Below are 26,901 nucleotides of genomic sequence, written 5' to 3'. Positions count from 1 at the left end.
TTTATCTTTTCCGCGTTCATTGTATGTCGGTTTGCTTATTCTGCCTAAACCGAAAAAGTTACAACTTGTATCACGAAGCCACTGCAGGATATAGCCCACCAGCGAAGTATATTAGATTTTCATTATCCGCTTATTCGCACGGAATTTCCGTTTTATTTAACGAATAACTTTGTTCTATGCTGTAGAATCGATACTGAATATTCGCTGAAGCTGCTACCGATTACTGTGCAAAGGATTCTACCATAGTATAAGCCGATTACATACATTCATGTAGGTATATTTAATAACCAGTTATGCCCAGCGCTTAATTCGGCGTTTTATCAGTTACTTGCCAACTACTATTAACTATAATTACGGCTAACTCTGTGACACTCTACACAAGCATACGTTCCATGACGATGCGACTTCCGCATAAAAAATCTCCCTCTTTTGCCATTAAAACGCCCCGCAAGCTTATAAAGTTCACCTGGTAGATATCGCCCCGCCTTTAATAAGACCGTGTTTACGCGTTTTTCTGTCAGGCTAAACATAGGAATAAGCGCATTTTTTTGCGAGAATACAACTTTCGATGGAAGCAGGTTTTGTTGTGATACTTCAGGTAGCTATTTTTCTGGCCGGACTCGCGGTATTAAGCTGGAGTGCCGACAAATTTGTTTACGGCGCTTCTGCTCTGGCCAAAAACATCGGCATATCTCCCATGATGATTGGTCTGACAATTGTGGCCATGGGTTCGTCTGCACCAGAAATTGTGGTCTCAGCGGTGGCGTCTATCAACGGTAATCCAAACACCGCAGTCGGTAATGCGCTGGGTTCAAACATCACAAATATTGGCCTGGTGCTTGGTATTACTGCCCTCATCAAGCCCTTGCTGGTATCGTCGACAACCCTTAAACGGGAGTTCCCATTGCTGCTGGTAATCAACCTGATTGCCGTTTACTTCCTGTATGACGGCGAATTATCCTCACAGGAAGGCATCATTCTTATTCTGCTGTTTATCTTCGTGTTAGCCGGGATGGCGTGGATTTCTTTGCTGGTCGATAAGGGCGATCCACTGATGAATGAAACCAGCGATGAAATTCCCGAAGCAGTGGAAACCTCACATGCTGTACTCTGGATAGGTATGGGATTAGTGCTGTTGCCGGTGAGCGCCCAGTTTATGGTAGACTCCGCCGTGCATATCGCCAGGTACTTTGGCATGAGCGATTTGGTGATCGGGTTAACCATAATAGCTCTGGGCACCAGTTTGCCGGAACTGGCGGCCAGTGTAGCCGGAGTGCTGAAAGGCGAAGACGACCTCGCCCTGGGTAACGTCATCGGCTCGAACATCTTTAATTTGCTGGCGGTACTCGGTATGCCTGGGCTCATTGCGCCGGGTATACTTGACGAAAATGCCGCACATCGGGACGCACTGGTGATGCTGGGACTGACCCTGCTATTATTAGTGTTTAGTTTTAATTTCCGTGGGACACGACGAATCAACCGTGTCGAGGCGGCCCTGCTAGCAGGCTGCTACCTGGGTTATCAGTTTTGGTTATTTGCCTAATGACTTCACAACAATCTTCCTTTATTGAATCGGCCAGGCGCGTTGTCGCAATCGAACAAGCCGCCATTGCCGCGCTGTGCGAACGTTTTGATGGGCGCTTTGTGAAAGCCTGCGAAATACTCAAAGACTGTCAGGGCAAGGTGGTCGTCTGTGGCATGGGTAAATCAGGTCATGTAGGTAATAAAATTGCCGCCACCCTTGCCAGTACCGGTACACCGGCATTTTTTATGCACCCGGGCGAAGCCAATCACGGCGATTTGGGCATGCTGGGCGCTAACGATGTGCTGCTAGCCATTTCTAACTCAGGCGAAACCGGTGAGCTACTCAACCTGCTGCCCGTAGTAAAACGCCTGAATGTGCCAGTGATAGCCATGACCAACCGCGCCGACAGTACCCTGGGCAAACATGCAGACGTAGTACTCGACATTGGCGTAGAGCAGGAAGCCTGTTCGCTGGGCCTGGCGCCTACCACCAGCACCACCGTGACGCTGGTAATGGGCGATGCCCTGGCGGTGGCCCTGCTGGACGCCAATGGATTTACCTCCGATGATTTTGCCTTATCGCACCCAGGCGGCAGTCTCGGCCGTAAACTGTTACTCACTGTTGCAGATATTATGCTGACCGGTGATGAAATTCCGCTGGTCCCTGAACAAGCAACGGTGTCTGAAGCATTGCTGGAAATCTCCCGCAAGGGTCTGGGACTAACCGGTATTACCGATACGCAGCGCAACCTGCTTGGCGTATTTACCGACGGCGATTTACGCCGCCTGCTGGATGCCCGGGTGGATATTCATACTACCCGCGTAGAAGAAGTGATGACCCGTGGCTGTAAAACGTCCCGCGGTGAAGACCTCGCCGTTGAGGCACTTAACTTAATGGAACAATACAAAATCAGCGCCCTGTTAGTGGTGGATGAAAACAACCAGCCAGTAGGTGCGTTTAACATGCACATGCTGTTAAAAGCCGGAGTACTGTAATGAGCATGGTTAAAACCCTGTATACTGAACTTCCTCATGCGTTTTATCAGCAACTGCAACAGATTAAGCTGCTGGTTTGCGATGTGGATGGTGTATTCTCAGATGGACGCATTTATCTGGGCAATCAGGGCGAAGAATTAAAAGCTTTTCATACCCGCGATGGTTATGGCGTTAAAGCGCTGGTTAATGCCGGCATTGAAGTGGCAGTAATTACCGGCCGGCGTTCAGCTATCGTTAAGGACCGTATGACATCATTAAAGGTGTCGCACATAATCCAGGGTGAAGAAAACAAGGCCGACGCGCTGGCTGAGTTAATTGCTTCACTGGGGCTTAGCCGGGAACAGGTGGCCGCGATTGGTGATGATATGCCGGATACCGGTATGTATACCCACAGCGCAGTTAATATTGCGGTGAAGGATGCCCACCCACAGGTGATTGCGCAGGCAAACTGGGTAACCACCCTGCCAGGCGGCTTTGGTGCGGTAAGAGAAGTGTGTGACACCCTGCTGCAGGCCAACGATAAGTTACAAGGTATTTTAGGAGCCAGTGTATGAGTAAAGTAGGCCTGAGCATTGCCTGCCTGTTTATTCTGGCCACACTGCTTTACCTGCCCGGGTTTCTGGCAGAAGAACCGCTTATCCCCCCGGATCAGGATGTATTGGCCATTACACCCAGTTATAAAGCCCGTAACCTGACCACCACCTTATATAACGAACAGGGTCAGCGCGTGCATGAAGTATTTTCATCTACCATGGAAAACTACGAGCAGCTGGGCTTTGTGTTGTTTTTAGCGCCGCAGTACACCATTTACCAGGAGTCTGGCGAGCCACCCTGGCAGGTAGTCGCCGACGAAGGGACGTTGTATGATAACAATATGATACAACTGGAAAATAACGTAGTGATTGTGAGTAAGGACCAGGCTGACTTTGTACAGCGGGTAACCACAGACTACCTTGAGATAGATTTGGACCAACAAACCATGGTTTCCGACGCCAGGGTGGAAATTTCGGGGCCTGATTTCCTGATATTTAGTAACGGACTTCGCGCCAACCTATTGAATAAAACTTATGAGTTGAATCAACATGTGCAAACGACTTATTCCCCTGCTAACTAGCCTGTCGCTGACGCTCTCGCCGGCGGTGGTCATGGCAGCCAAGTCTGATTTCAAAAAAGACATCGAGGTGTTTTCCGAGTCACAGTTCCTCGACGGTAAGAATAAAAAGTCTATCCTGATTGATAATGTACAGGTTACCCAGGGCTCGCTCAGCATTAAGGCCGACCGGGTAGAAGTAGAAGCTGGCGGCGGCAAGGGCAAGGAAATATTTATTGCTACTGGCAAACCTGCTGTATACAGCCAGACTCTGGACGATGGCCGGGTTGTGGAAGCCCGTGCATTTGAGATCCGTTATGAAGTGGCGAATCGCACTATTTCGCTGGCCGGTGATGCCGAATTGAATCAGAATACCAGTGTAGTAAAAGGTGAAACCATCGTTTACGACATGGAAAAAGAGCAACTAAAAGCTACCGGTGACGGCAGCGGCAGTGAAGATGGCCGGGTGCGTACCGTGTTTAGTCTGGAAGATATTGAAGCCGTGCGCGACGAAAGCAAGGCCAGTGATAGCACAGACGACCAACAGGATAATGACAACGAATGACCACCCTGACCGCCACCCACTTAGCTAAGTCGTATAAGTCCCGGCAGGTAGTAAGGGATGTTAGCGTTGAGGTATCTGCCGGCCAGATTGTTGGCCTGTTAGGCCCCAATGGTGCAGGTAAAACCACCACTTTTTACATGATTGTAGGCCTGGTGGCACTGGATAAGGGCGATATTCGCATCGACGAGATGGATCTGACCCGCCAGCCCATGCACGAACGTGCCCGCAACGGAATTGGTTATCTACCCCAGGAAGCCTCTATTTTCAGAAAGTTAACGGTTTTTGACAATATCATGGCAATATTGCAGACACGCAAAGACCTTTCTTCTGCCGAACAGCAAAATGAAGCCGATGCGCTACTTGATGAATTCAATATCAACCATATACGTAATAGTACAGGGATGAGTTTGTCGGGGGGAGAGCGGCGTCGGGTAGAAATTGCCAGGGCACTGGCGGCGAATCCAAAATTTATTTTGCTCGATGAACCCTTTGCGGGAGTTGACCCAATTTCGGTTAATGATATAAAGAAGATCATACAGCATCTTCGTGACCGTGGAATTGGTATCCTGATTACCGACCACAACGTCCGGGAAACCCTCGACGTATGCGAGAAAGCCTACATTGTGAGTCAGGGGGAATTAATCGCCCAGGGCACCGCCGAACAGGTTTTAAGTAATCAAAAGGTCAAGGATGTATACCTGGGTGAGCAATTCAGGCTATAGTTAGATGCATATAGACAACAAATTTTGTCCCGATCAATAATAAGCAAGGCGTTAAGAACAGAAGTAGATGAAACCATCTTTACAGCTCAAATTTAGTCAACAACTTACTATGACGCCACAATTGCAGCAGGCGATTAAACTGCTGCAACTATCTACTCTGGATTTACAACAGGAAATCCAGGAAGCGCTCGATTCAAATCCGTTATTGGAAGTTGATGACAACAGCGACAACGATACGGTTGAGAAAAGTAAACTCGATGCGGAAGCGGATGCCGCAGCAACCGCCAGCACCGAGACCAGCATGGACACCAATGAGGCCCTAGAAAAGAACGAGTTGCCCGACGAATTACCCATCGACAGCACCTGGGATGAATATTATTCGGCCTCCTCAGCGCCAGCGCCAGGCCCTGCTTCCAACGACGATGAGAATGTTTTTCAGGGTGAAACCACCGACAATATTCAGGACCACCTGCTCTGGCAAATGCGCCTCACGCCCTTCAGCGATGTAGACCGTGCCATTGCGATTGCCATTATTGATTCGATTGACGAATCAGGATATTTAACCGTAACAGTTGAAGATATCCTGCAGAGCGTCAATACTGAAGATATGGAAGAACCGGTTGAAGTGGACGAAATTGAATGCGTACTGAAACGGATCCAAATGTTCGACCCGATTGGTTCAGGCTCACGTACCCCGCAGGAGTGTCTACTGGTCCAGTTAAAACAATTTGCTCCCGACACGCCATGGCTCAAGGAAGCAAAAACCCTGATTGAAGACTATGCCGACCTGCTGGGCAGCAAGGACTATCGCACCTTAATGCGTAAATCACGCCTGAAGGAAGATGATTTGCGTGAGGCAATGCGCTTACTGCAAACCCTTAATCCGCGTCCGGGCAGTGCATTAATTACTCAGGAACCCGAGTACGTTATTCCCGACGTATCGGTCACCAAGAAAAAAGGCCGTTGGGTGGTTGAACTCAATCCCGACAGCCTGCCAAAACTGAGCGTAAATCAGCAGTACGCTGCCATGAGCCGTCAGGCCCGCAACAGTTCAGATTCCCAGTTTATTCGCTCGCATATGCAGGAAGCCAAGTGGTTTATCAAGAGCCTGGAGTCGCGTAACGAAACCTTGCTCAAGGTTGCTAACTGCATTGTGCAGCAGCAAATGGGCTTTTTCGAACACGGCCCGGAAATGATGAAGCCTATGGTCCTCAATGACGTAGCCGAAATGGTTGATATGCATGAATCTACCATTTCGCGGGTAACCACTCAAAAATACATGCACACCCCCCGCGGTATTTTTGAACTGAAGTATTTCTTCTCCAGCCACGTAGCCACCGAGTCGGGCGGAGAATGTTCATCTACTGCCATCCGCGCTCTGATTAAAAAACTGGTTGCCGCCGAGAAGCCCAGTAAACCACTAAGCGACAGCAAAATTGCTCAATTGTTGGCCGAACAAGGTATAAAAGTTGCCCGGCGGACAATAGCAAAATACCGGGAATCCTTGTCGATTCCACCGTCTAACCAACGCAAGAGCCTTATTTAGGCCGAAATATAAGGAAGACGAACTATGCAAATAAATCTTACAGGTCATCACATCGAGATAACCGATTCTTTGCGTAATTATGTTGATACCAAGTTTAGTAAACTGGAGCGCCACTTTGATCACATATCCAATGTGCATGTGATCCTCAACGTGGAAAAGCTTGCTCAAAAAGCCGAAGCCACGATGCATTTGAGTGGCGCGGAAGTATTTGCCTCGTCAGAAAATCAAGATATGTATGCCGCGATAGACAGTATGGTCGACAAACTGGATCGCCAGGTAATTAAGCATAAGGAAAAGCTCAAAAAGCACTAGGCCCAATTTAACCTTATGAATATTCAAGCCTTAGTTAGCCTGGATCGCACTGAATGTGCGGTCCAGTGCAACAGTAAAAAACGAATTTTAGAAATCATCAGCGATATTGCTGCCGAAACCAACGCCGAAATTCAAAAAGAAGACGCGCTTAACGCCCTGCTCAGTCGCGAAAAAATGGGCAGCACCGGCATTGGTAATGGCATAGCGTTACCGCATGGCAGACTGGCTAATCTTTCCAATGTAACAGCCGTGGTAGTAACCACCAACCCAGCCATTGCCTTTGACGCCATTGATGATAAACCGGTTGATATCTTTTTTGCCATTCTGGTACCAGAAAACCAGACCGAGGGGCATTTGCAGACCCTCGCCACGATTGCCGGCAAGTTAAGCCAGAAAAGCATTGTAAAAACCATCCGTAACGCCGAATCGAAGGAACAGGTTATCGCCGCACTATGCGACGAGGCTGCACAGTAGTCCGGCAGGGAGTCTGACAAACCATGAAACTCATTATTATCAGCGGGCGCTCCGGCTCCGGCAAATCCGTTGCGCTAAGGGCCCTGGAAGATTTGGGCTACTACTGCGTTGATAACATTCCGGTAAACCTGCTCCCTACCCTCACCCATACCGTGGTCGACGAATACGATCAGGTAGCCGTGAGTATCGACGTGCGTAACCTGCCAAAGGATCCCGATGAACTGGTGGAAATCCTTGATTACCTACCTTCATCCTGGTCTATGACCATCGTCTACCTTGATGCCAGCGATGACATGCTGGTGAAGCGTTTTAGTGAAACCCGCCGCCTGCACCCACTGGCCAAGTTGAATAAATCCCTGGCCGATGCCATTCTGGCAGAAAAAGAACTGCTAGCGCCTATTGTGGAGCGTGCTGACCTGTATATCGACACCGACCGCTTATCGATTCATCAGCTGGCTGAGCTTATCCGGGAGCGAATTCTGGGTAAGAAAAGCTCCAGACTGGTACTGGTATTTGAATCCTTTGGCTTTAAGCACGGCATCCCCAAAGACGCAGATTACGTGTTTGATGTGCGCTTTTTACCTAACCCGCACTGGGAACCTGATTTGAAGCATTTAACCGGGCTGGATTCACCGGTTGAGGCCTTTCTGGGCTCTCAACCCATTGTTACCAAGTTTATCTGGCAAATACAAAACCTGCTGGATACCTGGATGCCGCACCTGGAACGGAATAATCGCAGCTATGTAACCATTGCTATAGGCTGTACCGGAGGCCAGCACCGCTCGGTGTTTGTAGCCCAGTCACTGGCCAAAATATACAGCGATAAGCATCCGGATGTGCAAATCCGTCACCGGGAGTTAAACCGATAATGCGCGTAGAAAGAACTCTTACCATCGTTAATAAGCTTGGCCTGCATGCCCGCGCAGCCACACAGTTAGTACAACTGGCTAATCAGTTTGATGCCGAAATCACCCTTAAAAAAGGGGATAAAGAAGCTAATGCCAACAGCGTGCTGGGTTTAATGCTGATGGAAAGTCATCAGGGCGAACAGGTTGATGTGATCAGCGAAGGCCCGGATGCCGAAGCCGCCATGGCAGCAGTGGAAACATTGATTGTTGGCCGTTTTAACGAAGACGAGTAGCACGCACAGATAACCTCAGCGAAGCGGTTATCTGTGGTTTGTTTAATTACGGATGGCAAAGTCTGGTCATTTAATTTCAGTTGCAACCTGCCGATTTGTTTCACCTAAAATCCAAATCGAAACTCCACTCTCACATGGCGATTATCCGCTGAATCCGTGTCGAAGTGGCTGGGTGAAGGCGCATTGCCATCCCTAATCCATACAGGCCAGCCTTTGAATGTTACCGACTTCCCCGGGCCGGGAGAGATTTGGTACTCTGCAACTAAAGCCTGTTTATTGTGACTGACCACAGGATTAAAGTAATCACACGCTAGCTGATTTGGTTCTGCGAGCATGGCCAAATCGATGCTATTTGGATTGCAGACTGGCAAAGCAAAAATTGTATTTTGCACTTCATTTAGGCCTTTCGCCTGAATGCCAATGCTATATTGACTGAAACTGACATCATGTGTGTTTTGTGAGGTGAGGTAGTCGCTAATCCCATTGATAGTCGATGCAGCGACAGACGAAGTCATCAGGATAGTCAGTGTCGTTAAGGTTGGCACGAATCGCGTTATTATCATATCGAACTCCTTCTGTTTGACCTCATTAAGTATAGCTAGTAACAATGAAAAGAGCCCTACAGCAACATTAACAGAACATTAAAAGCAGAGACCTGGCAGGCTTCAGTGCGCCTTATGAGATAAATTTCTAATGCGATACGCAGCACTAAGACAATATATTCGCGCCCTGCTCCGGCGCCCTGGCTTCTTCTGCCTGGCGGCGGATATCATCATTTTCACTGGAGACGTCATCATGAGCGGCCTGGCTTTTCTTGGGGGCGGATGCGGGTTTGCTGGCCGGGCTTTGTTTAACCGGCTCTTTGTTATCGCTGACCTGCTCCTGATTATTCACCATTGTTACCGGCACGCCCTGTGGGAAAATCACTTCACGGGCGTCATCCGGCATGCTGATACCCTGAGCGGTAAACAGTTCCACCAGGTCGCGCATTAATACCGACGCCATTTTAATTACGCTGGTACTTTCTACATTGATCCAGAAATACACTTTGAGATTTACCGTCGCCGAGCCGAGCTCATCAACCAACACTAACGGCTCAGGCTCTTTTAGTACGTTAGGGTGCTCACCAATTAGCTGTAACGCTAACCGCTGAGCCTGCTGACAGTCGGCATCGTAACCAATACCTAAGGTAAACTGGCCACGCATTTTAGGGTTTGCGGTGAGATTCTTGATGGTTCCTTTGTAAATCACGGCGTTGGGTATCTGAATATGATTGCCATCGAAATCCACCAGCGTAGTGGCCCGTGTTGTGACTTTCTGAACCACCCCGGTATAACTATTTATTTGCACCACGTCATCAATACGGAACGGGCGCTGCACCGTTAATAGCAAACTGGCTATCATATTTTCTGCGATATCCCGAAAGGCAAACCCCAGAATAAGCCCCAGTACACCGGTTCCGCTCATTATTGCCACGGCAAACTCGGAAAGGCCGGAGAGCTTTAAAAAGATATACAGTGCCAGCAGAATAAGAATCAGACTCACCGCGCGCTGGCTGACCGAACGCAATAGCGGACTGGAAGAAAGGTAACGAACAGGTCTTATCAATGCTTGTGAAACTCGTCCGGCGAGCCACAAGGTCAGCATCAATATCAACACCCCTAATGCAATAGCTGGCAGCTTTACGATAAAAGCCTGCCAGTATGCATTTAGCGAGCTAACCAGTTCACTGGTGGAGGATTCCATTAACTTATTCCCTTACGCTGTTTCCATTAATTAATAATAGCTTTTTCCCTGAATAGATCAGAAATGCCAGGGCCGCCCCTGGCATCACTCAGTTCATTACGTGGTTACTCCGATATTTTACCGTTTAAAGAGCCGTATCCCGAGCTTCGCCCCCATCAACACAGCCCCACCGGTAAGCGCCCCTATCCATGCCGCGTGGATAGGTACAAAAATAAGGGCCAACGCAGACGTTGAAGATGTGTGGGCCGGGGTATAAAGTGAATGCTGCATACCCCAGTAGCCAGAAAAGTGGATTGCCGCAATCGCTAACAGCGCGAACCAAAGAGCGAGCTTGCCTGGCACGGAACGTTTCAGACTGGTAGTTAGTCCCACCAGAAGCAAAGCGCCGTAGGGAATAACTCTGAATCCGGCAGCAAACAGCAGGCTGTCGACAGTTAAATACCGCGTCACCTCAGAAAACCCTTCTGCCACACCGAAGTCGCCAACAGATATAGCCAATACCCAGTCCACCAGTATTTCATTAATAACAACAAAGGCCGCTATTAACGCTATCCAAAAACTTTTACTCATCACTGAATCCTTGTTTAGTTTATCGCCTGAACGTCAATAGCGAATAAGTCGCCAACAGGGCGACTTATTCTGCCTCGGCAGAAAAAGTGGCTGCCTGGCTCGTGGTTGATTGAATAGTAGCCGTATCCGTTTCGGCTTCAGCACAATCCCGCACGTTTTTTTGCACGGTGATAGCGGCAAACATGCTTAATACAAAGGCCATCCCGAAAAAGCCCTTCTCACTGAGTGCCAGTTCCGCGTTATATAGCCCCACAATTAACAGCGCGATAGCGGCTACAGTTGCTACGCCGCAAGCAATAAAGTAGGCACGGGTCACTTCGATTCCGGCCATTTTATCACGAATGGTTTTCTGTAAAGACACCACCGCAAAAAGTCCCAGTAGCATTACGGTCAGGTAATAGCCTTTTTCATTAAGCTGCATGTAAGCGTTAAATAAGCCAATCAGGTAACTGGCAACCCCAATGACAAGCGCCGCCACGGCAGCAATCCGAAAAGCCCTGGTGGGGGTATTTGTCAGCGTCTGAGCAGAGATGTTCATATTGATATCCTCGGTTAAATAGCTTGGGTACGGCCGTTGGCATAAAGCACCACGGCATGTTGAGACAAGTTAAACTGCGCTAAGTAGTGGCCAATAGTGGTAAAGGTAGCTGTGCGAACCCGCCCTTTGTGATCAGAAGTGGTTACCCCATCTGTTACCATACTGCCCAGGGCCAGTTTTAGCGGGCTGATATGCACTCGCTGAGGATTAAAGTAAGCGGCATTATTGGCTTTAATTCGCTTTTTATCCTCGGTCTGGTACATGGCCGCCTGCAGCATATCCAGGGTGAACTCCGTGCAGTTTTGCCTTTCACTATTAAAAGGATTGGCCACTACCGAATAACGGGGGTTGTGCAAAACCAGATGCTTTTGTTCACTGATTAGTGCAATGAGCCGTTCCTGCACCGCCGGGGTTGGTATTACGATACCGGCTTTAAGCGTTTGTGCGCCCCAGAAAAAATCCACCGGGTAATCAATAACAATGTCGCTGCGGCCCGGGTCGTCTGCGCGCTGATAAAGATTATGAATGGCGTAACCGTATTCTGTACTCCCGTCATCCAGGGTAATGGCAGAGTAAACCGCCACCGCCGTATGGGTAAAATGAATGCCTTTGGGCAGCTCTTTTTCCGGGCGGCCGACCCGGCCGATAATAAAGGCATGGGCTTGGTGCTCTGCCGCATACTGCTCGACCTGCTTGGCAAAGTCGATGATCTGCTCTGGTTGAAATACCGATTTCGACGGGGCCTGACTGCCGGCCTGTGCGCCGGCAGTCAGTAAAATCAATAGTGCTGCTATAATGACTCGCATAGTCTGTTCCTTGTCGGATTAACCCTGAGGGTGAACCCTGAGGGTAAACCCTTAGTGTTTTACCGTTTGTTCAACTACGACTTCTGAAGGCGGTGGATCGCGAGTGATCACGCGGGTAGTAATAGTGAGAGGTTTTGTGTTTTGCTGATGTTTGGCATGAAGGGCTTTAACCGACTGGTGGGTTGAGTCGGCGACGGCCACCACACTCATGCCAGTAACAATCACCGGTGCTGCGACTACGGCACTGGCTACCGAAGCCGTTGAAGCAGCACCTTCCACACTGGCCAGTACACTGTGTTTACTGGCCTGACCGCTGTGATCAACGGAGTCCGCCGCTATAGCCCCCTGGCTAATAACAACACTGGTAAGTAACGCAATAACTAATTTCTTCATGGTCATAATCCTTCATTGGTTGGTTCCCCTTCAAGCTAATCCTCGGTAGAAAATAAGTAAACTCAATTAAAATTTGTAGTATATTCCTACACCAAAGGTATCGGATTTTAATACTATGAGTCAGATTAAGCAGGTAACACAGCGTTTAAAGCAATTACTCAAGGAACAGGGAATGACCTATAAATCCCTGTCTGAACAGCTGCAACTAAGTGAAGCGAGTATAAAACGCTGCTTTTCCCAACAGAGTTTTACCCTGGAGCGCCTGGAGCAGGTTTGTGAGGCGTTAGGGTTAACCCTGAGCGATGTGTTTATTCAGGTTGCCCAGACTCAGCCTCGGGTTTCCCAGCTATCTGAGGCGCAGGAGCGCGAACTGCTTGAGAATCCACGCTTGCTGCTGGCCGCGGTGTGCGTGCGCGATGGCTGGCAATTTAACGAGATCATTGATTACTACGCTATCAGCGAGCCCGAAGCCGTGCGCCTGATGGTAAAACTGGATCGTCTGAAATTGATTGAGTTTCTGCCCGGTAATCGCTACCGCCTGTTGATTGCGCAGGATTTTCGCTGGATCCCGGGCGGCCCCCTGGAAAGGTTTATGGAGCAGGAAGTGATGGTAAAATTTATGGCGCCGAAAAAAAACGAACCCTGGGCTTTTCGTTTTTACCTGCGTGGGCGCTATTCGGCGAGTTCGGTGGAAATTATCCAGCGCCGGCTCAATCAGTTAACCCGGGAAGCGGCCGAACTCAATGAAGAAGATGCCCGCTTACCGATCAGTGAACGCACACATATGGGCTTGCTCATGGCCATGCGCCCCTGGGAGCCATCATTATTTGAAGCAATGCGCCGGGAGTAATACCAGCCTGGCCTACCCGGGCTGGCCAGCATTTTTCTCAATCATCAGTGCCACAATCTCATTGCGGTAGCCATCCGTGGTCTTATATTCCCGATAACCTTTTGAGACGGCAAAACCAACCACGTACTGCTGCCCATCGAGAGTATAAATACCCGCTCCCTGTTCACCGCTACGATAACGAACAATATCTTGAGGAAGCGTCAGTTGACAGCCCGCCTGCCAGGGCGCATTGCTGCTGGCGGAGACTACCTTACCGCTGCGCTCTACAAAAATCCCCATCCGTTTTGAATCTCTGCTATTGAGCACATCGTCCAGCATCTGCCGAAACTCGGGTTCACTGTCGAACACCAAACCTATCCCCCCAACGACACGGTTATCACTGCGAATTGCGGCATTATAAATATACGTGGGTCGCTGCTGGTAATAATCACAAGGGTGAAATGACGACACACAGTATTGCTGCGTGTCCGTCAGGGCCATAACGCTTTGCCAACGACTGTGCTCTGTTGCCTGGGTTTCTTGCCATGCTTTGAAGCCGGGATTTGATACTGCAATGATCCTACCGCTTTTATCAAACACGTAGATCCCCTGATACACCGTATATAAATCGTTGATGTAAGCTAAGGTATCACTTATGGATTGGCCTGCCTGCGGCGAAAAATCAGGTGCAGACAGCACCTGTGTAAAAGTGTCCGTTAATGCCCACCAGCGGCAATCATTGGCCCGCTCGTATAAATTTCGGTCCATAATATCAATCGCCAAAGCTGCCTGAGCGCTCAGTGCATTGTAGTGGGTAGTTAATGCAGTACTCATCAGCTGGCTCACGGAGCGACTGAAAATGCCCTGCATCTGACGGCCAATCTGACGAATTTCTTCCAGTATCGGAATAAACTCATCCGCATCGGTGCGGGCCGCCGCGATACGGCCATTGAGCACCACCAGATCGAGATCATCCGTAACCACCCGGGAACGATGTTGAATATTGCTGAGCGTGGCAGAAAATCCCTGCCAACGGGTAACGTCCTGCTCAGCCGCTGCTGTGTCTGTCTGCTCTCCTTGTTCCGCAGGTTGTGTAAAAGGCATTAACACACATCCCTGCCAGGATAACCCTGTATATCCCTGATAACCCCGGGTTGGTGCCACGGTGCAAAAATATTGCTGGTTGTTAAGCGTAATTAACGAGCCCTGACCATTCGTTGCTACCTGCTCACCCCGCCCTAATACCGACTGATCACTGCACACCAGAACCTTACCACGAGCATCCAGTAACGCCATCAGCAGTCCGCTGCCATCATCCAGGTCAGCAAACAGCGAAGTCATTTCATCTTCCAGTTTAAAGCTTAAACACAGCACTCCAAGCAGTTCGTTGCTATGCGGATCCCTGACCGGCGCGAGAAACAAAGAAGCAACCGTTTTATGCGGACACAGTGCAGAATAACGGCAAATCTCCACGTAGTCTTTACCACTGCTTACCAGCTCCTTGATTACCGGATCCGTGCCTAATTGCCCGGCCACCGCGCTATTCATACGGGCTCTTACGCGGCCCTGCGGGTCGAGTAATATCACATCGTCGTACACGGAATATTTTGCTGCGTATTCCTGCATATGCTGCACGATGTTTTGAGTATCAGTTGCGGTTTGGCTATCGGTGATGTTGTGCTGCGCTTTCAAAAAATTGACAAACCGGGTATCGGTGGCCAGAAAGCCCACATCGGCGGTGCGTTCAAACAAATTACGGTTGGGAATATCAATCAGCGTCTGGGCCAAAGAGCGGTGCTTGCGCCCCACCTGTTGTAGCTGCTCAGCCAGTAGATTTTCAATCAGCAATTCCTGTAGGTCGGCAAATTCCCCCTTAGTATCCAGCATGTTAGCTAACAAACTCTGAGGCACATTCAAACTGTTAATTTTGCCAACCAGAGCTACTTTATCCCACCAACGATTGAGGTTTGTCAGGTTAGTCTGATGTTTTATGACAGAAGGAAAGACTACTGCCAGCGCATTGTTATTTCTGGTATTTAAAATTTCCACGGCGCCGCACCTAATACTTTAGTATAAGTTATTGTTTTAAATGGGTTATTAATATTCTTTATAACAGATGGTAAAATAAAATATCGTATAATTTATGTTAACAACCATAACCTTTAGCTATAGAAGTCACGCTAAAACCTGTTGTATAGAATAAAAAAGCGCCAGTTAACGTTTTAATCCATGACAGAAATCAGCCTCTGAGTTACCCTTACAGACATAGCGATATACTTAAGGATTACGGGTGGCAGAAGCGATTGAAGCGAACTATGCGCGAGGGCAATTACGTGCCATCAATCAGGCGCTGTCTGAGGGTCGCTTTGTTTCTGTGCGCAAGCAGCTGCACGAGATGCCCCCCAGCGATGTCGCGCTGATTCTTGAGTCCAGCCCTACCAAAACCCGTGATGATTTATGGGAATTACTCGACAGTGATTTTCATGGCGATGTCATCGAAGAGCTTTCCGAGGAAGTCCGTAACGGTATTATTGCCAAAATGATGCCCGCCAAGGTGGTCGATGCTCTCGAAGACATGGACACCGACGACCTCGCCGAAACCTTGTCGAGTCTGCCTGAAGAAGTGCTGCAGGATGTGCTGCAGTCCATGGATGCCCAGGACCGCCACCGCGCAGAACAAGCGATGTCCTACGGTGAAGAAACCGCTGGTTTCATCATGAACACCGACACCATTACGCTGCGCCCGGAAGTCTCCATTGATGTGGTACTGCGGTATCTGCGCCTGAAAGGTGAGCTGCCGGAAAATACCGATACGTTTTACGTGGTCAGCCGCACCGATAATCTGGTGGGTATTGTGCCCGTAGCACGGCTTCTCACAACCGATCCGGAAGCCAAAGTATCGGATGTCATGGACGAAGAGCCAGAAGCTATTCCCGTGAATATGCCCGATGACGAAGTCGCCAGCATGTTTGAACGGTATAACTGGCTTTCGGCACCGGTGGTGGACGATAAACACCGTCTGGTCGGCCGGATCACCATTGATGACGTGGTGGATATTATTCGTGAAGACGCCGAACACTCCATGATGAGTATGGCCGGTCTGGATGATGAAGAAGATACCTTTGCCCCGGTCTGGCAAAGTACCCGCAGACGCTCTGTCTGGCTTGGCGTTAACCTGCTTACCGCCCTGATGGCCGCTGCGGTAAGCGATTTATTTGAAGCGACGCTGAGTCAACTGGCAGTGCTGGCCATTCTCAATACTATTGTGCCCAGCATGGGGGGCGTCGCAGGTAACCAAACCCTCACCTTAGTGATCCGCGGTATGGCTCTGGGCCACGTTAATCCGTCTAACTCACGCTGGCTGATCACCAAGGAGTTCGCTATAGGCTTGCTTAATGGTGTTATCTGGGCAGTCCTGATTGCCACCGTAATAGCCGCTTGGAAACAAGACCTTACACTCGGAATTATCATTGCCTTCGCAATGCTGATGAACATGATTGCCGCTGCGCTGTCAGGCGCTACACTACCTATTGTTATGAAAAAGCTGCGCATTGATCCCGCGCTGGCTGGTAGTGTGATTTTGACTACCATCACCGACGTAGTGGGTATCTTTGCCTTTTTGGGCACCGCAACGCTATTTCTGGTGTAGCGGTAACTCGCCACATCTACCCTGACGATGTAACCAACAATCAATAGAGTAGCCTGCCGTTATCACCCGCTGCTGAGTGGTGAGCGGCCATCTTTCAAAGGAGAGAACACATGGAACTGATCCGCTCTTTGAGCATTGCTGTGGCAACCGCCCTCGCGCTGAGTGGCTGTATGACCGCGCAACAAAGCTCTACAGAGGACACCGCCAGTTCGGTAACCCCGGCCGTCCCTGCCACCACTGAAGATCCTTACCTGTGGCTGGAAGAAGTCGAAGGCGACAGAGCACTCAACTGGGTACGTAGCCAGAACCAGCGCACCCTGGCCGACCTTCAGGCTAATCCAGTTTATGCCGACCTGAATGAGCAAGCGCTGGAAGTGGTTAACTCCTCCGAGCGTATTCCCTACGGCACCATCCGTAATGGCTATGTGTACAACTTCTGGCAGGATGCGACTAATGTAAGAGGCCTGTGGCGCCGAACCACACTCGAAAGTTATGCTACCGAATCTCCCCAATGGGAAACTATCCTCGACTTCGACCAACTGGCCGAACGCGAAGATAGAAACTGGGTATATAAAGGCGCCAACTGTTACACCGCCAAGGCAAAAGCCGATTACAAATGCCTGATTAGCTTATCCAATGGCGGCAAAGACGCGGTGGTGATCCGTGAGTTTGACCTTGCTACCAAGCGCTTTGTGGATGACGGCTTTACCCTGCCCGAAGCCAAATCCGGCGTAGCCTGGGTTGACTACAATACACTGCTGGTGGCGACAGACTGGGGCGGTGATGGCACTACCCTAACGCAATCCGGCTACCCCTCTACGGTAAAACGCTGGCAGCGCGGCACACCACTTAGCGAAGCAACACAGCTGTTCAGCGGCAATAAAACTGATGTTGGCGTATTTCCTTACACCCAGGAACGGGATGATGGCACCCGCCTGGAAGGGGTAGTCGTTGCCCCCACTTTCTTTACCCGCGAAAACTATATATTCCCGGCAGGTAAAGATGCTGTGCGTCTTCCGCTGCCAGATAAAGCCGATATCGTGGGTTTGTTTGAAGGACAACTGATATTTACCATCAAACAAGACTGGACCGTGGAAGCCGCTGGCAGTACCACGCATTATTCTACCGGTAGTCTGCTGGCGATGCCTTTCACTGAAGCAGGCGAAATGACCTCTGAAACGGTGCCTGAGGTCATTTTTGAACCTAACGATCGTCAGGCTATCGAAGGTGTCTCGATGACCCGGGGACAGTTACTGATGACTTTAAGCGACAATGTGGTAGGCAAAGTATTTGCCATCACTAAAGCCGGCGATGAATGGCAACGGGAACAACTGGACTTGCCTGCCAATGGCACGCTGTCGGTCTCTTTTGCTGGTAAAGATGAGGCAACGGTACTGATCAATTACGAAGGCTTCCTGACGCCCGATTCGTTAATGAGTTATTCACCGCAAAGCGGCGAAGTGACAACCTTAAAGAGCCTGCCCAGCTGGTTTAACGCTGAGGATCTGGTAGTAGAGCAAAAAGAAGCAAAATCGAAAGACGGCACCATGGTTCCGTTTTTCGTGATCCATAAAAAAGGCATTAAGCACGATGGCAAAACGCCTACTCTGCTGTATGGCTATGGCGGCTTTCAAATTTCTATGCGACCCAGCTACAGTGGCTTAAGGGGCAAACTGTGGTTAGAACGAGGCGGTGCTTTTGTGCTGGCGAATATCCGTGGCGGGGGTGAATTCGGCCCTAAATGGCATCAGGCCGGTCTGAAAACCAAACGTCAGGTGGTTTATGACGACTTTATCGCAGTAGGCGAATGGCTGATTGATCACAAACTGACCTCTCCACAACATCTGGGGATCCAGGGCGGCTCTAACGGTGGTCTGCTAATGGGGGTCATGCTAACTCAACGCCCGGACCTGTGGAATGCGGTGATAGTGCAGGTACCATTGCTCGATATGCTGCGTTTCCACCTGTTGCTGGCCGGCGCCAGCTGGGTGGGAGAATACGGCTCACCAGAAGTGCCCGAAGAGCGCGAATGGCTGGAAAAAATGTCGCCCTACCACAACTTTGATGCCGATGCGGATTACCCGGAACCTTTCTTTGTGACCTCCACCAAGGATGACAGGGTACATCCCGGACACGCCCGTAAGATGGCCAAACTGTTTGAGGCCGCCGGCAAGCCGTTTTTGTACTACGAGAACATTGATGGTGGTCATTCAGCAGCGGCTAACCAGCAAGAAACCGCTAAGCGGGTAGCCCTTGAGTTCACCTATCTGACAGAGAAACTGATGGCTGAAAGCGCAGATTAAGCCTGCTGATTTTCACCAGAAAAGCCCACAAGAAAGCCCGTTACGTTAACGGGCTTTTTTCATTTTACTGGTTCCCCAATCCCTAAGCGGATTGGGATAACTGTAAACAGTCGCTGTTAAATTTATACCCCACACCCCATACGGTTTCGACCAGATGAGCGCCGGCTTTGGTTTTCCCCAGCTTGGCACGCAGGCGGTTTACATGACTGGCCACTGTGTGTTCAAAGCCCCCATAATGATATCCCCAGACTGAGGTTAACAATTGCTCTCTGGAAAATACCTGATCCGGATGACTGGCCAGGAAATGCAGCAACGAGAATTCTTTGGCGGTGAGAGGTAATGCCTGGCCGTCCAGCTCGGCACGGTGATAGCTGTTATCGATATAAAAGCGACCGATACGAACCGGGTGCTCACTGCTTTTATCCGCCCCGGTTCGACCGGCGGCGCGGCGTAACTGAACCCTTATCCGGGCCTGTACCTCGGCCGGATTAAACGGATACTCAATATAGTCCTGGGCACCGAGTTCAAGGCTGACAATACGCTCTGAATCACAGCCCTGATGAGCCATAACGATGATTGCGCTGTCGGGTAACTTAGTCTGTAGCTGGGCAATCAGCTCAAAGTGTTCGGCAAGCTTGCTGTAGCTGTCAATAATGATTACCGGGTAACGTTTTTGCAGGCAACGCTGAATGACCCCGGATGAAGTGCATACCAGTTCACAGTTTTCGCTGATCCGCTCAACGCAAGTAAGTAGCGGCCGACAATGATGACGATTATCGCTGACAATTAGAATCATTCCCTCTCCCGGTCTGTTGCCTGACTGCAGACGCAGTCAGCGTACCTGTTATTAATCAACAGACCGGAAGACAGGAAACTTTATTCCACTTTTTTATTGCGGTGGTTATTCAACCCGGGTAATGGTGAGTTTTACCGCCGGGTTATCAAACCGATGCGCAGCAGTAAGCACCGACATTTTCAGGCCATCTTGAGCCGAAACCACGCCAGGGTGAAAGCTCACCAAATCCGCATCGTCCCGTTCAGCATTGTAGCCTTCCCCGCCATCAGCCGGGCCGGGAATAGTGCCCGCCACCTCGCTGTTGGCCTCGGTACCTGCATCGAGGACGGGCAATACCATGGTCATGCTCTGGTTCACTTCAAGCTCACCCAAAGCATGGCCGGTAACGCCAGCAAACGCGTCGTTGGTGTTAACCAACATGGTAGCAACGCTGATAAACGTATCAGGTTCATTTATCACTGTGACAGTGATGGTTTCACTGCTACCCGGCGCAATAGGCCCTGCACCTGATGCAGAGGCCATTACGCCCTCTGAGGCAGTAAAATCGCTGTTATCACCACCCTCAGCGAGTACTTCCAGAGCCGCTGAGGCAGGCATGCCTACTTCCCACATCACCGCATCACCATGCAGCGCTACACCTACCGGCGACAGCGGTTGTCCCTGCGTTATGTTTTGTACTGTCACCTCATAGGAATACGAGACATCAGCGGGTGGCACCGGGGCAGGCTCGTTATCATCGTTATGATCACATGCAGTCAGGGCCAGGCAGCTTAACGCGACCAGTGAAAGTCCGAATCGTTGTTGTATAACCATGGGACCTCCTACTCTGATACGGTAACGGTGACCATGGCAACAGGGTTTAACCAGCGCTGGACAGTATTGGAAATATCAGACATGCCAGCCTCGGTATCATTGTCGCCAAGATTCCCGGGGTGAATGTGCACCGTGGCATTGGTGATTTCGCTGGTTACACCACTACCACCATTTCCCACCAGATCTTCAAGCGGCGGTGGAACAGGCAGACCCGGCGCCCCAGGTGCGCCGCCGCCCCGGATTTCATCGTTGGCTTCAGTGCCCGCATCGTAGGCATTAAGATACACGGTGTAAGTACCCGGCTCATCGGGGATCATCCAGCTATTCAGACCAATAAAGCCATCATTAGTCGGCAGCATCATGGCAACGATAGATAATGCGGTGTTGCCGTCCATGGTCGATAAAGTCGTTGTCGTGGCTGCGGTTGGCATTAATAAACCGCCAGCTGGATTAGCGACTGTATCGGCACTTAATGCATCGACGGCCATTTCCAATCCGGAAATATCGCCGCCTTCAGCCATCGCCTGCAGCTCGGTGCTGGCGGCTTCACCCACATTGAAAAGCTGCTGATCAGGGCTATGGGCCGTAATTAAAATGGGCGTAAAATAAATACCGCGAGTGAGGTTTTGCACGGTAACTTCAAGCTCGGCGGCCTGAGCGAATCCGCTCATTGCAGTCAGGCCGGTGGCGACCATTAAGGGTGTCAGTTGCTTTAGTTTCATAGAGATTCCTTTTGCGCGTAATAATTTTCAGGCCTCGATAGTTCACTGGATTACTTGTACACAGCAACAGATACCGAGGATTAGAAAATCGGAGCCACGCTTATGCGTGCTATCCCCCGTTCTTCATAGCGCTAAGCATGGCCGACAAAGTTCGCAAAAGTTTCACAGAAAAATCACAATTTTCAGGCATAAAAAAACCGGCGGTTAAGCCGGTTTTTACTGATTATCTATTCACGCCAGATTATTTAATGACCTTCAGATTAGGTTTACCACGAGGTTTTGGTGGCGTCTGAGGCGGTACCTCAGCGTCTGTTTTTGCTTCTTCCAGAACCGGAGCGCTGTCGTCTGCTTCGGGCTCATCAGCCGGCATGCCCTCAGGAGCAAATACCGTACCGGCGCCATTCTCACGCGCATAGATAGCCAGAACTGCCTCACAAGGCATACTCAGGCTGCGCGGCTGGCCACTAAAACGGGCCTGAAACGACAAACCATCTTTATCCAGATAGAAATTAACACAGGCAGACGGCGAGATGTTCAGCACAATTTGACCGTCTTTAACAAATTCCTGCGGCACATCAACCAGACTATTTGTGGCGTCTACAACAATGTAGGGCGTGAGATCGTTATCAACAATCCAGTCGAAAAACGCTCTTAACAAATACGGTTGGTTGGAGGTCATTTGACTCATAACGGGTTATGAATTTCGCGTTCTTGATCAGTCAGCGACGCTTTGAACGAACTTCTTGAGAAGATACGGTTCATGTAAGCGTGGATGTCTTTAGCGCCACCACCGTTAAGCTCAATGCCCAGGGCAGGTAAACGCCATAACAACGGCGCAAGGTAGCAATCTACCAGACTGAATTCTTCGCTCATGAAGTAAGGCATTTCGGCAAATACCGGTGCCAGGCTTAACAGCGCTTCGCGTAAATCGTTGCGGGCAGTTTCCACATCACCTTCGCCACGGAAGATTTGCGCTGCCAGGCTGTACCAGTCCTGTTCGATGCGGTGCATCATCAGGCGGCTCTGACCACGGGATACCGGATAAACAGGCATCAGTGGCGGATGAGGAAAACGCTCATCAAGGTATTCCATGATGATGTGAGACTTATACAGCACTAATTCACGATCAACCAAAGTGGGCACTGTTCCATAAGGATTCAGCTCCATCAGGTCTTCAGGCAGTTTAGTGGGATCGGTGTAGCTGATCTCAACGCCAACGCCTTTTTCGGCCAATACAATACGAACCTGATGACTATAGATGTCAATCGTGTCTGAGAACAACGTCATGATTGAACGTTTATTCGCGGCTACGGCCATTCATTCTCCTCCGAGATACATTAAATCGAGCATGGTTGAACGCTAATTTGCGGCCAACATAAACTAAAAAAAGGGGGCGAGAGGCCCCCTGTCATTTATTATACTATAAAACCCTGACGATTAGTGAACGTCTCGCCAGAATTCTTTCTTGAGCATGAATACAAATACAAACAGTACCAGGATGAAGATCAGTACCCATTTACCAATGGACTCTGACTCCAGGCGGAACGGTTCGCCGGTGTATTCGAGGTAGTTAACCAGATCCAGAATAGCCTGGTCGTACTCTGCGGTTGTCAGTGCACCGTCACCATCGGTTTTAATACCGGCGTGACGCATCACTGTTTCACCATCGACCATTGCTTCTTCTTCAACCATGCGCGGCGTACCTTGCAGTGGTTGCAGCACGTGTGGCATACCTACTTCAGGGAATACTGTGTTGTTGACACCAAACGGACGCGACTCATCCACGTAGAAAGAACGCAGATAAGTGTAAATCCAGTCAGCACCACGAACGCGAGCAACCAGTGTCAGATCCGGCGGCGCCGCACCAAACCACTGAGCGGCAGACTCTGCCGGCATAGAGCGTTCAATGTAATCGGAGATTTTATCACCGGTGAATTGCAGGTTTTCTTCTGCCAGTTCTTCCGGAATACCCAGATCGTTGAACGTACGCTGGTAGCGCTGATACTGCTGGCCGTGACAGCCAAGGCAGTAGTTCATGAATAATTTCGCACCACGCTGCAACGACGCTTTGTCGCTCAAATCGTAGTTAGCTTTGTCCAGGTGGACGTTGCCGCCAGCGGCCAGAGCCATCCCAGGCAACAGCAACGCCAGTACACAAATTAGTTTTCTCATTTAGGGATCCTCGCTGGTACAGGCTTAGTTGTTTCATTTTTACTGTAGATAAACAGCAGGATGAAGAAACCGAAATACATCACTGTTAAGATTTGCGACGCCGTGATTTTCCAGTTTTCCTGAGGCGTACCGCCTAAGTAACCTAAGAAAATAAACACACCGGCAAACACAAGCAGATTCAGCTTATGCAGACCGCTGCGATAGCGCCATGACTTAACGGTACCGCGGTCGAACCAAGGTAACAGGAACAGGAAGATAATCGCACCAAACATCGCGATAACCCCAAACAGCTTATCCGGAACCGCTTTCAGAATCGCGTAGAACGGCGTGAAGTACCATACCGGGAAGATATGCGCAGGCGTTTTCAGCGGGTTAGCAATTTCAAAGTTTGGATGCTCAAGGAATTTACCGCCCATTTCCGGCGCAAAGAACATGATGTAAGTGAACGCCGCCAGGAAGATACAAAACGCCACCAGGTCTTTCAGCACGATGTGCGGGAAGAAGGGTACAACATCATCTGCGATGTCATACTTGCTGGTGTAGTACTCATGAATTTCAAACTTGGTTTTTTCGTCTTCAGACAGGCTGCCTTTCTTGTGTTTGATAGCCACACCATCAGGGTTGTTAGAACCCACTTCGTGCAGTGCAATGATGTGCAGGAACACTAAGATAACAATAACCAGTGGCAATGCGATAACGTGTAACGCAAAGAAGCGGTTAAGCGTAGCACCAGAGATAACGTAGTCACCCTGAATCCACTGTACTAAGTCCGGACCAATCACCGGAATGGCACTAAACAGCGATACGATTACCTGTGCACCCCAGTAAGACATCTGACCCCATGGCAGTACGTAACCCATGAAGGCTTCAGCCATCAGGGCGAGGTAAATCAGCATACCGAAGATCCACAGCAGCTCGCGTGGCTTCTGGTAAGAACCGTAGATCATGCCACGGAACATGTGCATGTATACCACGATAAAGAACGCTGACGCGCCGGTGCTGTGCATGTAACGGATGATCCATCCGTAATCGATTTCACGCATGATGTATTCAACCGACGCGAAGGCACCTTCGGCAGTTGGGTTGAAGTTCATGGTTAACCAGATACCGGTTACGATTTGGTTTACTAATACAATGGTGGCCAGAAACCCGAACACGTACCAGAAGTTCATGTTACGTGGTGCCGGATACTGGATAGCGTGCATGTTGGCCACACGCATCATTGGGATACGTGCTTCAATCCAGGCTAGAAATGCTTGCATGTTACGCAACCTCCGCTTCTGAACCAATGATCACTGTTGTGTCGTCAACAAACTGATACGGTGGAACAACCAGATTTAATGGCGCTGGAACGTTTTGGAAAACGCGGCCGGCCATATCGAATTTAGAACCGTGGCACGGGCAGAAGAAGCCTTCTGGCACGCCTTCGACGTATTCTTCAAACGCACCATCTTTCATGTGTTGTGGAGAGCAACCAAGATGCGTACAAATACCTACCAGAATGAGGTATTCCTCTTTCATTGAGCGGTACTGGTTCTGCGCAAATGCAGGTTGTTGCTCGTTTTCAGAGTTAGGGTCACGTAACTGATCTTCGTGTTGACCAAGTTCTGCCAGGATTTCAGGCGTACGACGTACGATCCATACCGGCTTGCTTCGCCACATAACACGAATCAGCTGGCCAGGTTCGATTGCGCTGATATCAACTTCCACATCAGCACCGGCCGCTTTCGCTTTTGCACTCGGATTCCAGGACGCAACGAAAGGTACAGCTGCACCTACTACACCCACACCACCAACAACCGATGTCGCAACGGTTAGAAACCGACGACGCGGATTATCTTGCGGTTTGTTATCACTCAGCGCAGACTCTTTTGCATCTACAGATACATTGCTCATCCACTTTTCTCCAGGTTTTGGATAATATGAAAACCCGCAAACCACCGCCCCAGGCGGGTTTTACAGGCTTTCATTAAACTTGTCGTGTCCGTATCGCCAGAGCGTTTTAGCAAGGTGGCGATTTAGCACGAAAGATTGTCATAATTTTCGACCGAAAATGATAAAAGAAAACCCCCTCAAAACACAAGGAATTACTGGAATTAACTGGATAAATATTTGCGCCAAATCAGGCCGGTAATGCAGCCTGAGACGAAAGTCGTAGTCAGATTTACGGCCTTAAACATATTTTTTACATTTAATTATCACAATTGTGCAGCGGGCGCTTCGCGGTCTGCGTAGAAGCGTAAAAATCCCTGTACATCAGGCATAAAAAAACCCGGCATAAGCCGGGTTTTTGCATTCTGTATAAACGTATTAACGTTTTGAGAATTGTGGTTTCTTACGTGCTTTATGAAGACCCACTTTCTTACGTTCAACGCGACGAGCGTCACGAGTAACGAAGCCTGCTTTACGCAGAGCTGGACGAAGTGCTTCATCATATTCCATCAGTGCACGGGTAATACCGTGACGGATTGCACCAGCCTGACCATTTGAACCACCACCTTTAACAGTGATGTACAGGTCAAACTTTTCAGTCATTTCTACCAGTTCCAGTGGCTGACGAACAACCATGCACTCGGTTTCACGACCAAAGTACTCGTCAAGAGCACGTGAGTTTACTGTGATGTTTCCTGAACCTGGACGCAGGAATACACGAGCAGTAGAACTTTTGCGACGGCCAGTGCCGTAATATTGAGTATCTGCCATGTGATAAGCTCCTTAAATGTCCAATACTTGAGGCTGTTGAGCAGTGTGCTTGTGTTCAGCACCTGCGTAAACTTTAAGCTTGCGGAACATTGCACGGCCCAGAGGACCTTTTGGCAACATACCTTTAACCGCTTTTTCAAGCACCATTTCTGGCTTGTGAGCAAGCAGCTTCTCAAAGTTAGTCTCTTTAAGACCACCAGGATAACCAGTATGAGCGTAGTACATTTTACCCTGCGCTTTGTTACCAGTTACAGTAATTTTCTCAGCGTTGATAACTACAATGTAGTCACCAGTGTCAACGTGAGGAGTATACTCAGGCTTATGCTTACCACGTAAACGCAGTGCGATTTCAGAAGCCAAGCGACCCAGAGTTTTGTCTGTGGCGTCTACCACATACCAGTCACGGACTACCGTTTCTGGCTTTGCAACAAAAGTTTTCATTTTAAAATTCACCGAAATAATTCGTCGTTACTTTGGTTAAGAAGCATTGT

The 26,901-nt window shown here is 49.6% G+C and carries 31 protein-coding genes; 14 read left to right on the top strand and 17 right to left on the bottom strand.

Annotated features, from left to right (window positions below; all coding sequences use genetic code 11):
* The first annotated feature begins 586 nt into the window (after positions 1–586).
* The 11 genes from C6Y40_RS22135 to C6Y40_RS22085 all read left to right on the top strand — a co-directional run bounded on the left by C6Y40_RS22135 (position 587) and on the right by C6Y40_RS22085 (position 8,370).
* Positions 587–1,543 (top strand): calcium/sodium antiporter, encoded by a 957-nt coding sequence (locus tag C6Y40_RS22135; RefSeq protein WP_105936585.1) that lies wholly within the window; start codon positions 587–589, stop codon positions 1,541–1,543.
* The gene (locus tag C6Y40_RS22130) at positions 1,543–2,520 is read left to right on the top strand and encodes a KpsF/GutQ family sugar-phosphate isomerase (protein ID WP_105936570.1); all 978 of its coding nucleotides are present in this window, start codon (positions 1,543–1,545) and stop codon (positions 2,518–2,520) included. Before C6Y40_RS22135 ends, C6Y40_RS22130 begins: the two co-directional genes overlap by 1 nt.
* Positions 2,521–2,525: 5 nt before the next feature.
* Positions 2,526–3,074 carry a 3-deoxy-manno-octulosonate-8-phosphatase KdsC gene (gene kdsC / locus C6Y40_RS22125; protein WP_105936584.1) on the top strand — a complete coding sequence of 183 codons (549 nt, stop codon included), beginning with the start codon at positions 2,526–2,528 and terminating at the stop codon, positions 3,072–3,074.
* Positions 3,071–3,634, top strand: coding sequence for an LPS export ABC transporter periplasmic protein LptC (gene lptC / locus C6Y40_RS22120; protein WP_105936569.1), 564 nt, complete (start codon positions 3,071–3,073; stop codon positions 3,632–3,634). Before kdsC ends, lptC begins: the two co-directional genes overlap by 4 nt.
* Before the next feature lie 31 nt (positions 3,635–3,665).
* On the top strand, positions 3,666–4,175 hold the full coding sequence (gene lptA / locus C6Y40_RS22115; protein ID WP_240622054.1) for a lipopolysaccharide transport periplasmic protein LptA: 510 nt from the start codon (positions 3,666–3,668) through the stop codon (positions 4,173–4,175).
* On the top strand, positions 4,172–4,897 hold the full coding sequence (gene lptB, locus C6Y40_RS22110) for an LPS export ABC transporter ATP-binding protein (RefSeq protein WP_105936567.1): 726 nt from the start codon (positions 4,172–4,174) through the stop codon (positions 4,895–4,897). The genes lptA and lptB overlap by 4 nt, the downstream gene beginning before the upstream one ends.
* 67 nt (positions 4,898–4,964) lie before the next feature.
* Positions 4,965–6,443 carry an RNA polymerase factor sigma-54 gene (locus C6Y40_RS22105; RefSeq protein WP_105936566.1) on the top strand — a complete coding sequence of 493 codons (1,479 nt, stop codon included), beginning with the start codon at positions 4,965–4,967 and terminating at the stop codon, positions 6,441–6,443.
* A gap of 24 nt (positions 6,444–6,467) precedes the next feature.
* Positions 6,468–6,755: a ribosome hibernation promoting factor gene (hpf, locus tag C6Y40_RS22100; RefSeq protein WP_105936565.1), complete on the top strand. Its 288-nt coding sequence runs from the start codon at positions 6,468–6,470 to the stop codon at positions 6,753–6,755.
* A gap of 15 nt (positions 6,756–6,770) precedes the next feature.
* Complete coding sequence (gene ptsN / locus C6Y40_RS22095) at positions 6,771–7,229, top strand: PTS IIA-like nitrogen regulatory protein PtsN (RefSeq protein WP_105936564.1); 459 nt, start codon at positions 6,771–6,773, stop codon at positions 7,227–7,229.
* Between the two features lie 23 nt (positions 7,230–7,252).
* A complete protein-coding gene (rapZ, locus tag C6Y40_RS22090) occupies positions 7,253–8,098 on the top strand; it encodes an RNase adapter RapZ (protein WP_105936563.1) in 846 nt (281 codons plus the stop codon).
* On the top strand, positions 8,098–8,370 hold the full coding sequence (locus C6Y40_RS22085; protein WP_105936562.1) for an HPr family phosphocarrier protein: 273 nt from the start codon (positions 8,098–8,100) through the stop codon (positions 8,368–8,370). The genes rapZ and C6Y40_RS22085 overlap by 1 nt, the downstream gene beginning before the upstream one ends.
* A gap of 104 nt (positions 8,371–8,474) precedes the next feature.
* On the opposite strand, the gene C6Y40_RS22080 is transcribed toward C6Y40_RS22085, so the two are convergent.
* The 6 genes from C6Y40_RS22080 to C6Y40_RS22055 form a co-directional block, all read right to left on the bottom strand.
* A complete protein-coding gene (locus C6Y40_RS22080; protein WP_105936561.1) occupies positions 8,475–8,933 on the bottom strand; it encodes a hypothetical protein in 459 nt (152 codons plus the stop codon).
* 145 nt (positions 8,934–9,078) lie between these two features.
* A complete protein-coding gene (locus C6Y40_RS22075; RefSeq protein WP_105936560.1) occupies positions 9,079–10,116 on the bottom strand; it encodes a mechanosensitive ion channel family protein in 1,038 nt (345 codons plus the stop codon).
* 117 nt (positions 10,117–10,233) lie between these two features.
* Positions 10,234–10,686, bottom strand: coding sequence for a hypothetical protein (locus tag C6Y40_RS22070; RefSeq protein WP_105936559.1), 453 nt, complete (start codon positions 10,684–10,686; stop codon positions 10,234–10,236).
* A 64-nt stretch (positions 10,687–10,750) separates the two neighbouring features.
* Entirely contained in the window at positions 10,751–11,224 is a 474-nt protein-coding gene (gene yiaA / locus C6Y40_RS22065; RefSeq protein ID WP_105936558.1) for an inner membrane protein YiaA, read from the bottom strand.
* A gap of 14 nt (positions 11,225–11,238) precedes the next feature.
* Positions 11,239–12,030, bottom strand: coding sequence for a DUF2145 domain-containing protein (locus C6Y40_RS22060; protein ID WP_105936557.1), 792 nt, complete (start codon positions 12,028–12,030; stop codon positions 11,239–11,241).
* Positions 12,031–12,081: 51 nt separating this feature from the next.
* Positions 12,082–12,423 carry a hypothetical protein gene (locus C6Y40_RS22055; RefSeq protein ID WP_240622053.1) on the bottom strand — a complete coding sequence of 114 codons (342 nt, stop codon included), beginning with the start codon at positions 12,421–12,423 and terminating at the stop codon, positions 12,082–12,084.
* A gap of 115 nt (positions 12,424–12,538) precedes the next feature.
* On the opposite strand from C6Y40_RS22055, the gene C6Y40_RS22050 reads away from it, so the two are divergent.
* A complete protein-coding gene (locus tag C6Y40_RS22050) occupies positions 12,539–13,273 on the top strand; it encodes a helix-turn-helix domain-containing protein (protein WP_105936555.1) in 735 nt (244 codons plus the stop codon).
* Positions 13,274–13,285: 12 nt separating this feature from the next.
* On the opposite strand, the gene C6Y40_RS22045 is transcribed toward C6Y40_RS22050, so the two are convergent.
* A complete protein-coding gene (locus C6Y40_RS22045; RefSeq protein ID WP_105936554.1) occupies positions 13,286–15,301 on the bottom strand; it encodes a cache domain-containing protein in 2,016 nt (671 codons plus the stop codon).
* Positions 15,302–15,542: 241 nt separating this feature from the next.
* Here C6Y40_RS22045 and mgtE point away from each other — a divergent pair, with 241 nt between their 5' ends.
* Together mgtE and C6Y40_RS22035 are read left to right on the top strand one after the other, a co-directional pair.
* Positions 15,543–16,901, top strand: a complete 1,359-nt coding sequence (mgtE, locus tag C6Y40_RS22040) for a magnesium transporter (protein ID WP_105936553.1) — start codon at positions 15,543–15,545, stop codon at positions 16,899–16,901.
* 110 nt (positions 16,902–17,011) lie between these two features.
* Positions 17,012–19,204, top strand: a complete 2,193-nt coding sequence (locus C6Y40_RS22035) for a prolyl oligopeptidase family serine peptidase (RefSeq protein WP_105936552.1) — start codon at positions 17,012–17,014, stop codon at positions 19,202–19,204.
* An 82-nt stretch (positions 19,205–19,286) separates the two neighbouring features.
* On the opposite strand, the gene C6Y40_RS22030 is transcribed toward C6Y40_RS22035, so the two are convergent.
* From C6Y40_RS22030 to rplM, 10 genes are all read right to left on the bottom strand, one after another.
* Entirely contained in the window at positions 19,287–20,000 is a 714-nt protein-coding gene (locus C6Y40_RS22030) for a response regulator transcription factor (protein ID WP_105936551.1), read from the bottom strand.
* A gap of 105 nt (positions 20,001–20,105) precedes the next feature.
* Positions 20,106–20,813 carry a spondin domain-containing protein gene (locus C6Y40_RS22025; RefSeq protein ID WP_105936550.1) on the bottom strand — a complete coding sequence of 236 codons (708 nt, stop codon included), beginning with the start codon at positions 20,811–20,813 and terminating at the stop codon, positions 20,106–20,108.
* Positions 20,814–20,821: 8 nt separating this feature from the next.
* Positions 20,822–21,535: a spondin domain-containing protein gene (locus C6Y40_RS22020; protein ID WP_105936549.1), complete on the bottom strand. Its 714-nt coding sequence runs from the start codon at positions 21,533–21,535 to the stop codon at positions 20,822–20,824.
* Between the two features lie 241 nt (positions 21,536–21,776).
* Positions 21,777–22,223 (bottom strand): ClpXP protease specificity-enhancing factor, encoded by a 447-nt coding sequence (locus tag C6Y40_RS22015; RefSeq protein ID WP_105936548.1) that lies wholly within the window; start codon positions 22,221–22,223, stop codon positions 21,777–21,779.
* Complete coding sequence (gene sspA, locus C6Y40_RS22010) at positions 22,220–22,852, bottom strand: stringent starvation protein SspA (RefSeq protein WP_105936547.1); 633 nt, start codon at positions 22,850–22,852, stop codon at positions 22,220–22,222. Before sspA ends, C6Y40_RS22015 begins: the two co-directional genes overlap by 4 nt.
* A gap of 120 nt (positions 22,853–22,972) precedes the next feature.
* On the bottom strand, positions 22,973–23,707 hold the full coding sequence (locus C6Y40_RS22005) for a cytochrome c1 (RefSeq protein ID WP_105936546.1): 735 nt from the start codon (positions 23,705–23,707) through the stop codon (positions 22,973–22,975).
* Positions 23,704–24,969 carry a cytochrome b gene (locus C6Y40_RS22000; protein ID WP_105936545.1) on the bottom strand — a complete coding sequence of 422 codons (1,266 nt, stop codon included), beginning with the start codon at positions 24,967–24,969 and terminating at the stop codon, positions 23,704–23,706. Before C6Y40_RS22000 ends, C6Y40_RS22005 begins: the two co-directional genes overlap by 4 nt.
* Before the next feature lies 1 nt (position 24,970).
* The gene (petA, locus tag C6Y40_RS21995) at positions 24,971–25,603 is read right to left on the bottom strand and encodes a ubiquinol-cytochrome c reductase iron-sulfur subunit (RefSeq protein WP_105936544.1); all 633 of its coding nucleotides are present in this window, start codon (positions 25,601–25,603) and stop codon (positions 24,971–24,973) included.
* Between the two features lie 414 nt (positions 25,604–26,017).
* Complete coding sequence (gene rpsI, locus C6Y40_RS21990; RefSeq protein ID WP_105936543.1) at positions 26,018–26,410, bottom strand: 30S ribosomal protein S9; 393 nt, start codon at positions 26,408–26,410, stop codon at positions 26,018–26,020.
* A 12-nt stretch (positions 26,411–26,422) separates the two neighbouring features.
* Positions 26,423–26,851 (bottom strand): 50S ribosomal protein L13, encoded by a 429-nt coding sequence (rplM, locus tag C6Y40_RS21985; RefSeq protein WP_105936542.1) that lies wholly within the window; start codon positions 26,849–26,851, stop codon positions 26,423–26,425.
* Positions 26,852–26,901 lie beyond the last annotated feature (50 nt).

The sequence above is a fragment of the Marisediminitalea alba genome (assembly GCF_002993365.1).
Taxonomy (GTDB): Bacteria; Pseudomonadota; Gammaproteobacteria; order Enterobacterales; family Alteromonadaceae; genus Alteromonas; species Alteromonas alba.
The sequence above is the reverse complement of the archived record's forward strand: the minus strand, read 5'-3'. Positions and strand labels throughout refer to the sequence as shown.

What these genes read in the sequence shown, in the direction of transcription:
- C6Y40_RS22130 (WP_105936570.1), top strand. Translation starts at nt 1,543, where the DNA reads ATGACTTCACAACAATCTTCCTTTATTGAATCGGCCAGGCGCGTTGTC.
- kdsC (WP_105936584.1), top strand. Translation starts at nt 2,526, where the DNA reads ATGGTTAAAACCCTGTATACTGAACTTCCTCATGCGTTTTATCAGCAA.
- lptC (WP_105936569.1), top strand. Translation starts at nt 3,071, where the DNA reads ATGAGTAAAGTAGGCCTGAGCATTGCCTGCCTGTTTATTCTGGCCACA.
- lptA (WP_240622054.1), top strand. Translation starts at nt 3,666, where the DNA reads ATGGCAGCCAAGTCTGATTTCAAAAAAGACATCGAGGTGTTTTCCGAG.
- lptB (WP_105936567.1), top strand. Translation starts at nt 4,172, where the DNA reads ATGACCACCCTGACCGCCACCCACTTAGCTAAGTCGTATAAGTCCCGG.
- C6Y40_RS22105 (WP_105936566.1), top strand. Translation starts at nt 4,965, where the DNA reads ATGAAACCATCTTTACAGCTCAAATTTAGTCAACAACTTACTATGACG.
- hpf (WP_105936565.1), top strand. Translation starts at nt 6,468, where the DNA reads ATGCAAATAAATCTTACAGGTCATCACATCGAGATAACCGATTCTTTG.
- ptsN (WP_105936564.1), top strand. Translation starts at nt 6,771, where the DNA reads ATGAATATTCAAGCCTTAGTTAGCCTGGATCGCACTGAATGTGCGGTC.
- rapZ (WP_105936563.1), top strand. Translation starts at nt 7,253, where the DNA reads ATGAAACTCATTATTATCAGCGGGCGCTCCGGCTCCGGCAAATCCGTT.
- C6Y40_RS22085 (WP_105936562.1), top strand. Translation starts at nt 8,098, where the DNA reads ATGCGCGTAGAAAGAACTCTTACCATCGTTAATAAGCTTGGCCTGCAT.
- C6Y40_RS22080 (WP_105936561.1), bottom strand. Translation starts at nt 8,933, where the DNA reads ATGATAATAACGCGATTCGTGCCAACCTTAACGACACTGACTATCCTG.
- C6Y40_RS22075 (WP_105936560.1), bottom strand. Translation starts at nt 10,116, where the DNA reads ATGGAATCCTCCACCAGTGAACTGGTTAGCTCGCTAAATGCATACTGG.
- C6Y40_RS22070 (WP_105936559.1), bottom strand. Translation starts at nt 10,686, where the DNA reads ATGAGTAAAAGTTTTTGGATAGCGTTAATAGCGGCCTTTGTTGTTATT.
- yiaA (WP_105936558.1), bottom strand. Translation starts at nt 11,224, where the DNA reads ATGAACATCTCTGCTCAGACGCTGACAAATACCCCCACCAGGGCTTTT.
- C6Y40_RS22060 (WP_105936557.1), bottom strand. Translation starts at nt 12,030, where the DNA reads ATGCGAGTCATTATAGCAGCACTATTGATTTTACTGACTGCCGGCGCA.
- C6Y40_RS22055 (WP_240622053.1), bottom strand. Translation starts at nt 12,423, where the DNA reads ATGAAGAAATTAGTTATTGCGTTACTTACCAGTGTTGTTATTAGCCAG.
- C6Y40_RS22050 (WP_105936555.1), top strand. Translation starts at nt 12,539, where the DNA reads ATGAGTCAGATTAAGCAGGTAACACAGCGTTTAAAGCAATTACTCAAG.
- C6Y40_RS22035 (WP_105936552.1), top strand. Translation starts at nt 17,012, where the DNA reads ATGGAACTGATCCGCTCTTTGAGCATTGCTGTGGCAACCGCCCTCGCG.
- C6Y40_RS22030 (WP_105936551.1), bottom strand. Translation starts at nt 20,000, where the DNA reads ATGATTCTAATTGTCAGCGATAATCGTCATCATTGTCGGCCGCTACTT.
- C6Y40_RS22025 (WP_105936550.1), bottom strand. Translation starts at nt 20,813, where the DNA reads ATGGTTATACAACAACGATTCGGACTTTCACTGGTCGCGTTAAGCTGC.
- C6Y40_RS22020 (WP_105936549.1), bottom strand. Translation starts at nt 21,535, where the DNA reads ATGAAACTAAAGCAACTGACACCCTTAATGGTCGCCACCGGCCTGACT.
- C6Y40_RS22015 (WP_105936548.1), bottom strand. Translation starts at nt 22,223, where the DNA reads ATGAGTCAAATGACCTCCAACCAACCGTATTTGTTAAGAGCGTTTTTC.
- sspA (WP_105936547.1), bottom strand. Translation starts at nt 22,852, where the DNA reads ATGGCCGTAGCCGCGAATAAACGTTCAATCATGACGTTGTTCTCAGAC.
- C6Y40_RS22005 (WP_105936546.1), bottom strand. Translation starts at nt 23,707, where the DNA reads ATGAGAAAACTAATTTGTGTACTGGCGTTGCTGTTGCCTGGGATGGCT.
- C6Y40_RS22000 (WP_105936545.1), bottom strand. Translation starts at nt 24,969, where the DNA reads ATGCAAGCATTTCTAGCCTGGATTGAAGCACGTATCCCAATGATGCGT.
- petA (WP_105936544.1), bottom strand. Translation starts at nt 25,603, where the DNA reads ATGAGCAATGTATCTGTAGATGCAAAAGAGTCTGCGCTGAGTGATAAC.
- rpsI (WP_105936543.1), bottom strand. Translation starts at nt 26,410, where the DNA reads ATGGCAGATACTCAATATTACGGCACTGGCCGTCGCAAAAGTTCTACT.
- rplM (WP_105936542.1), bottom strand. Translation starts at nt 26,851, where the DNA reads ATGAAAACTTTTGTTGCAAAGCCAGAAACGGTAGTCCGTGACTGGTAT.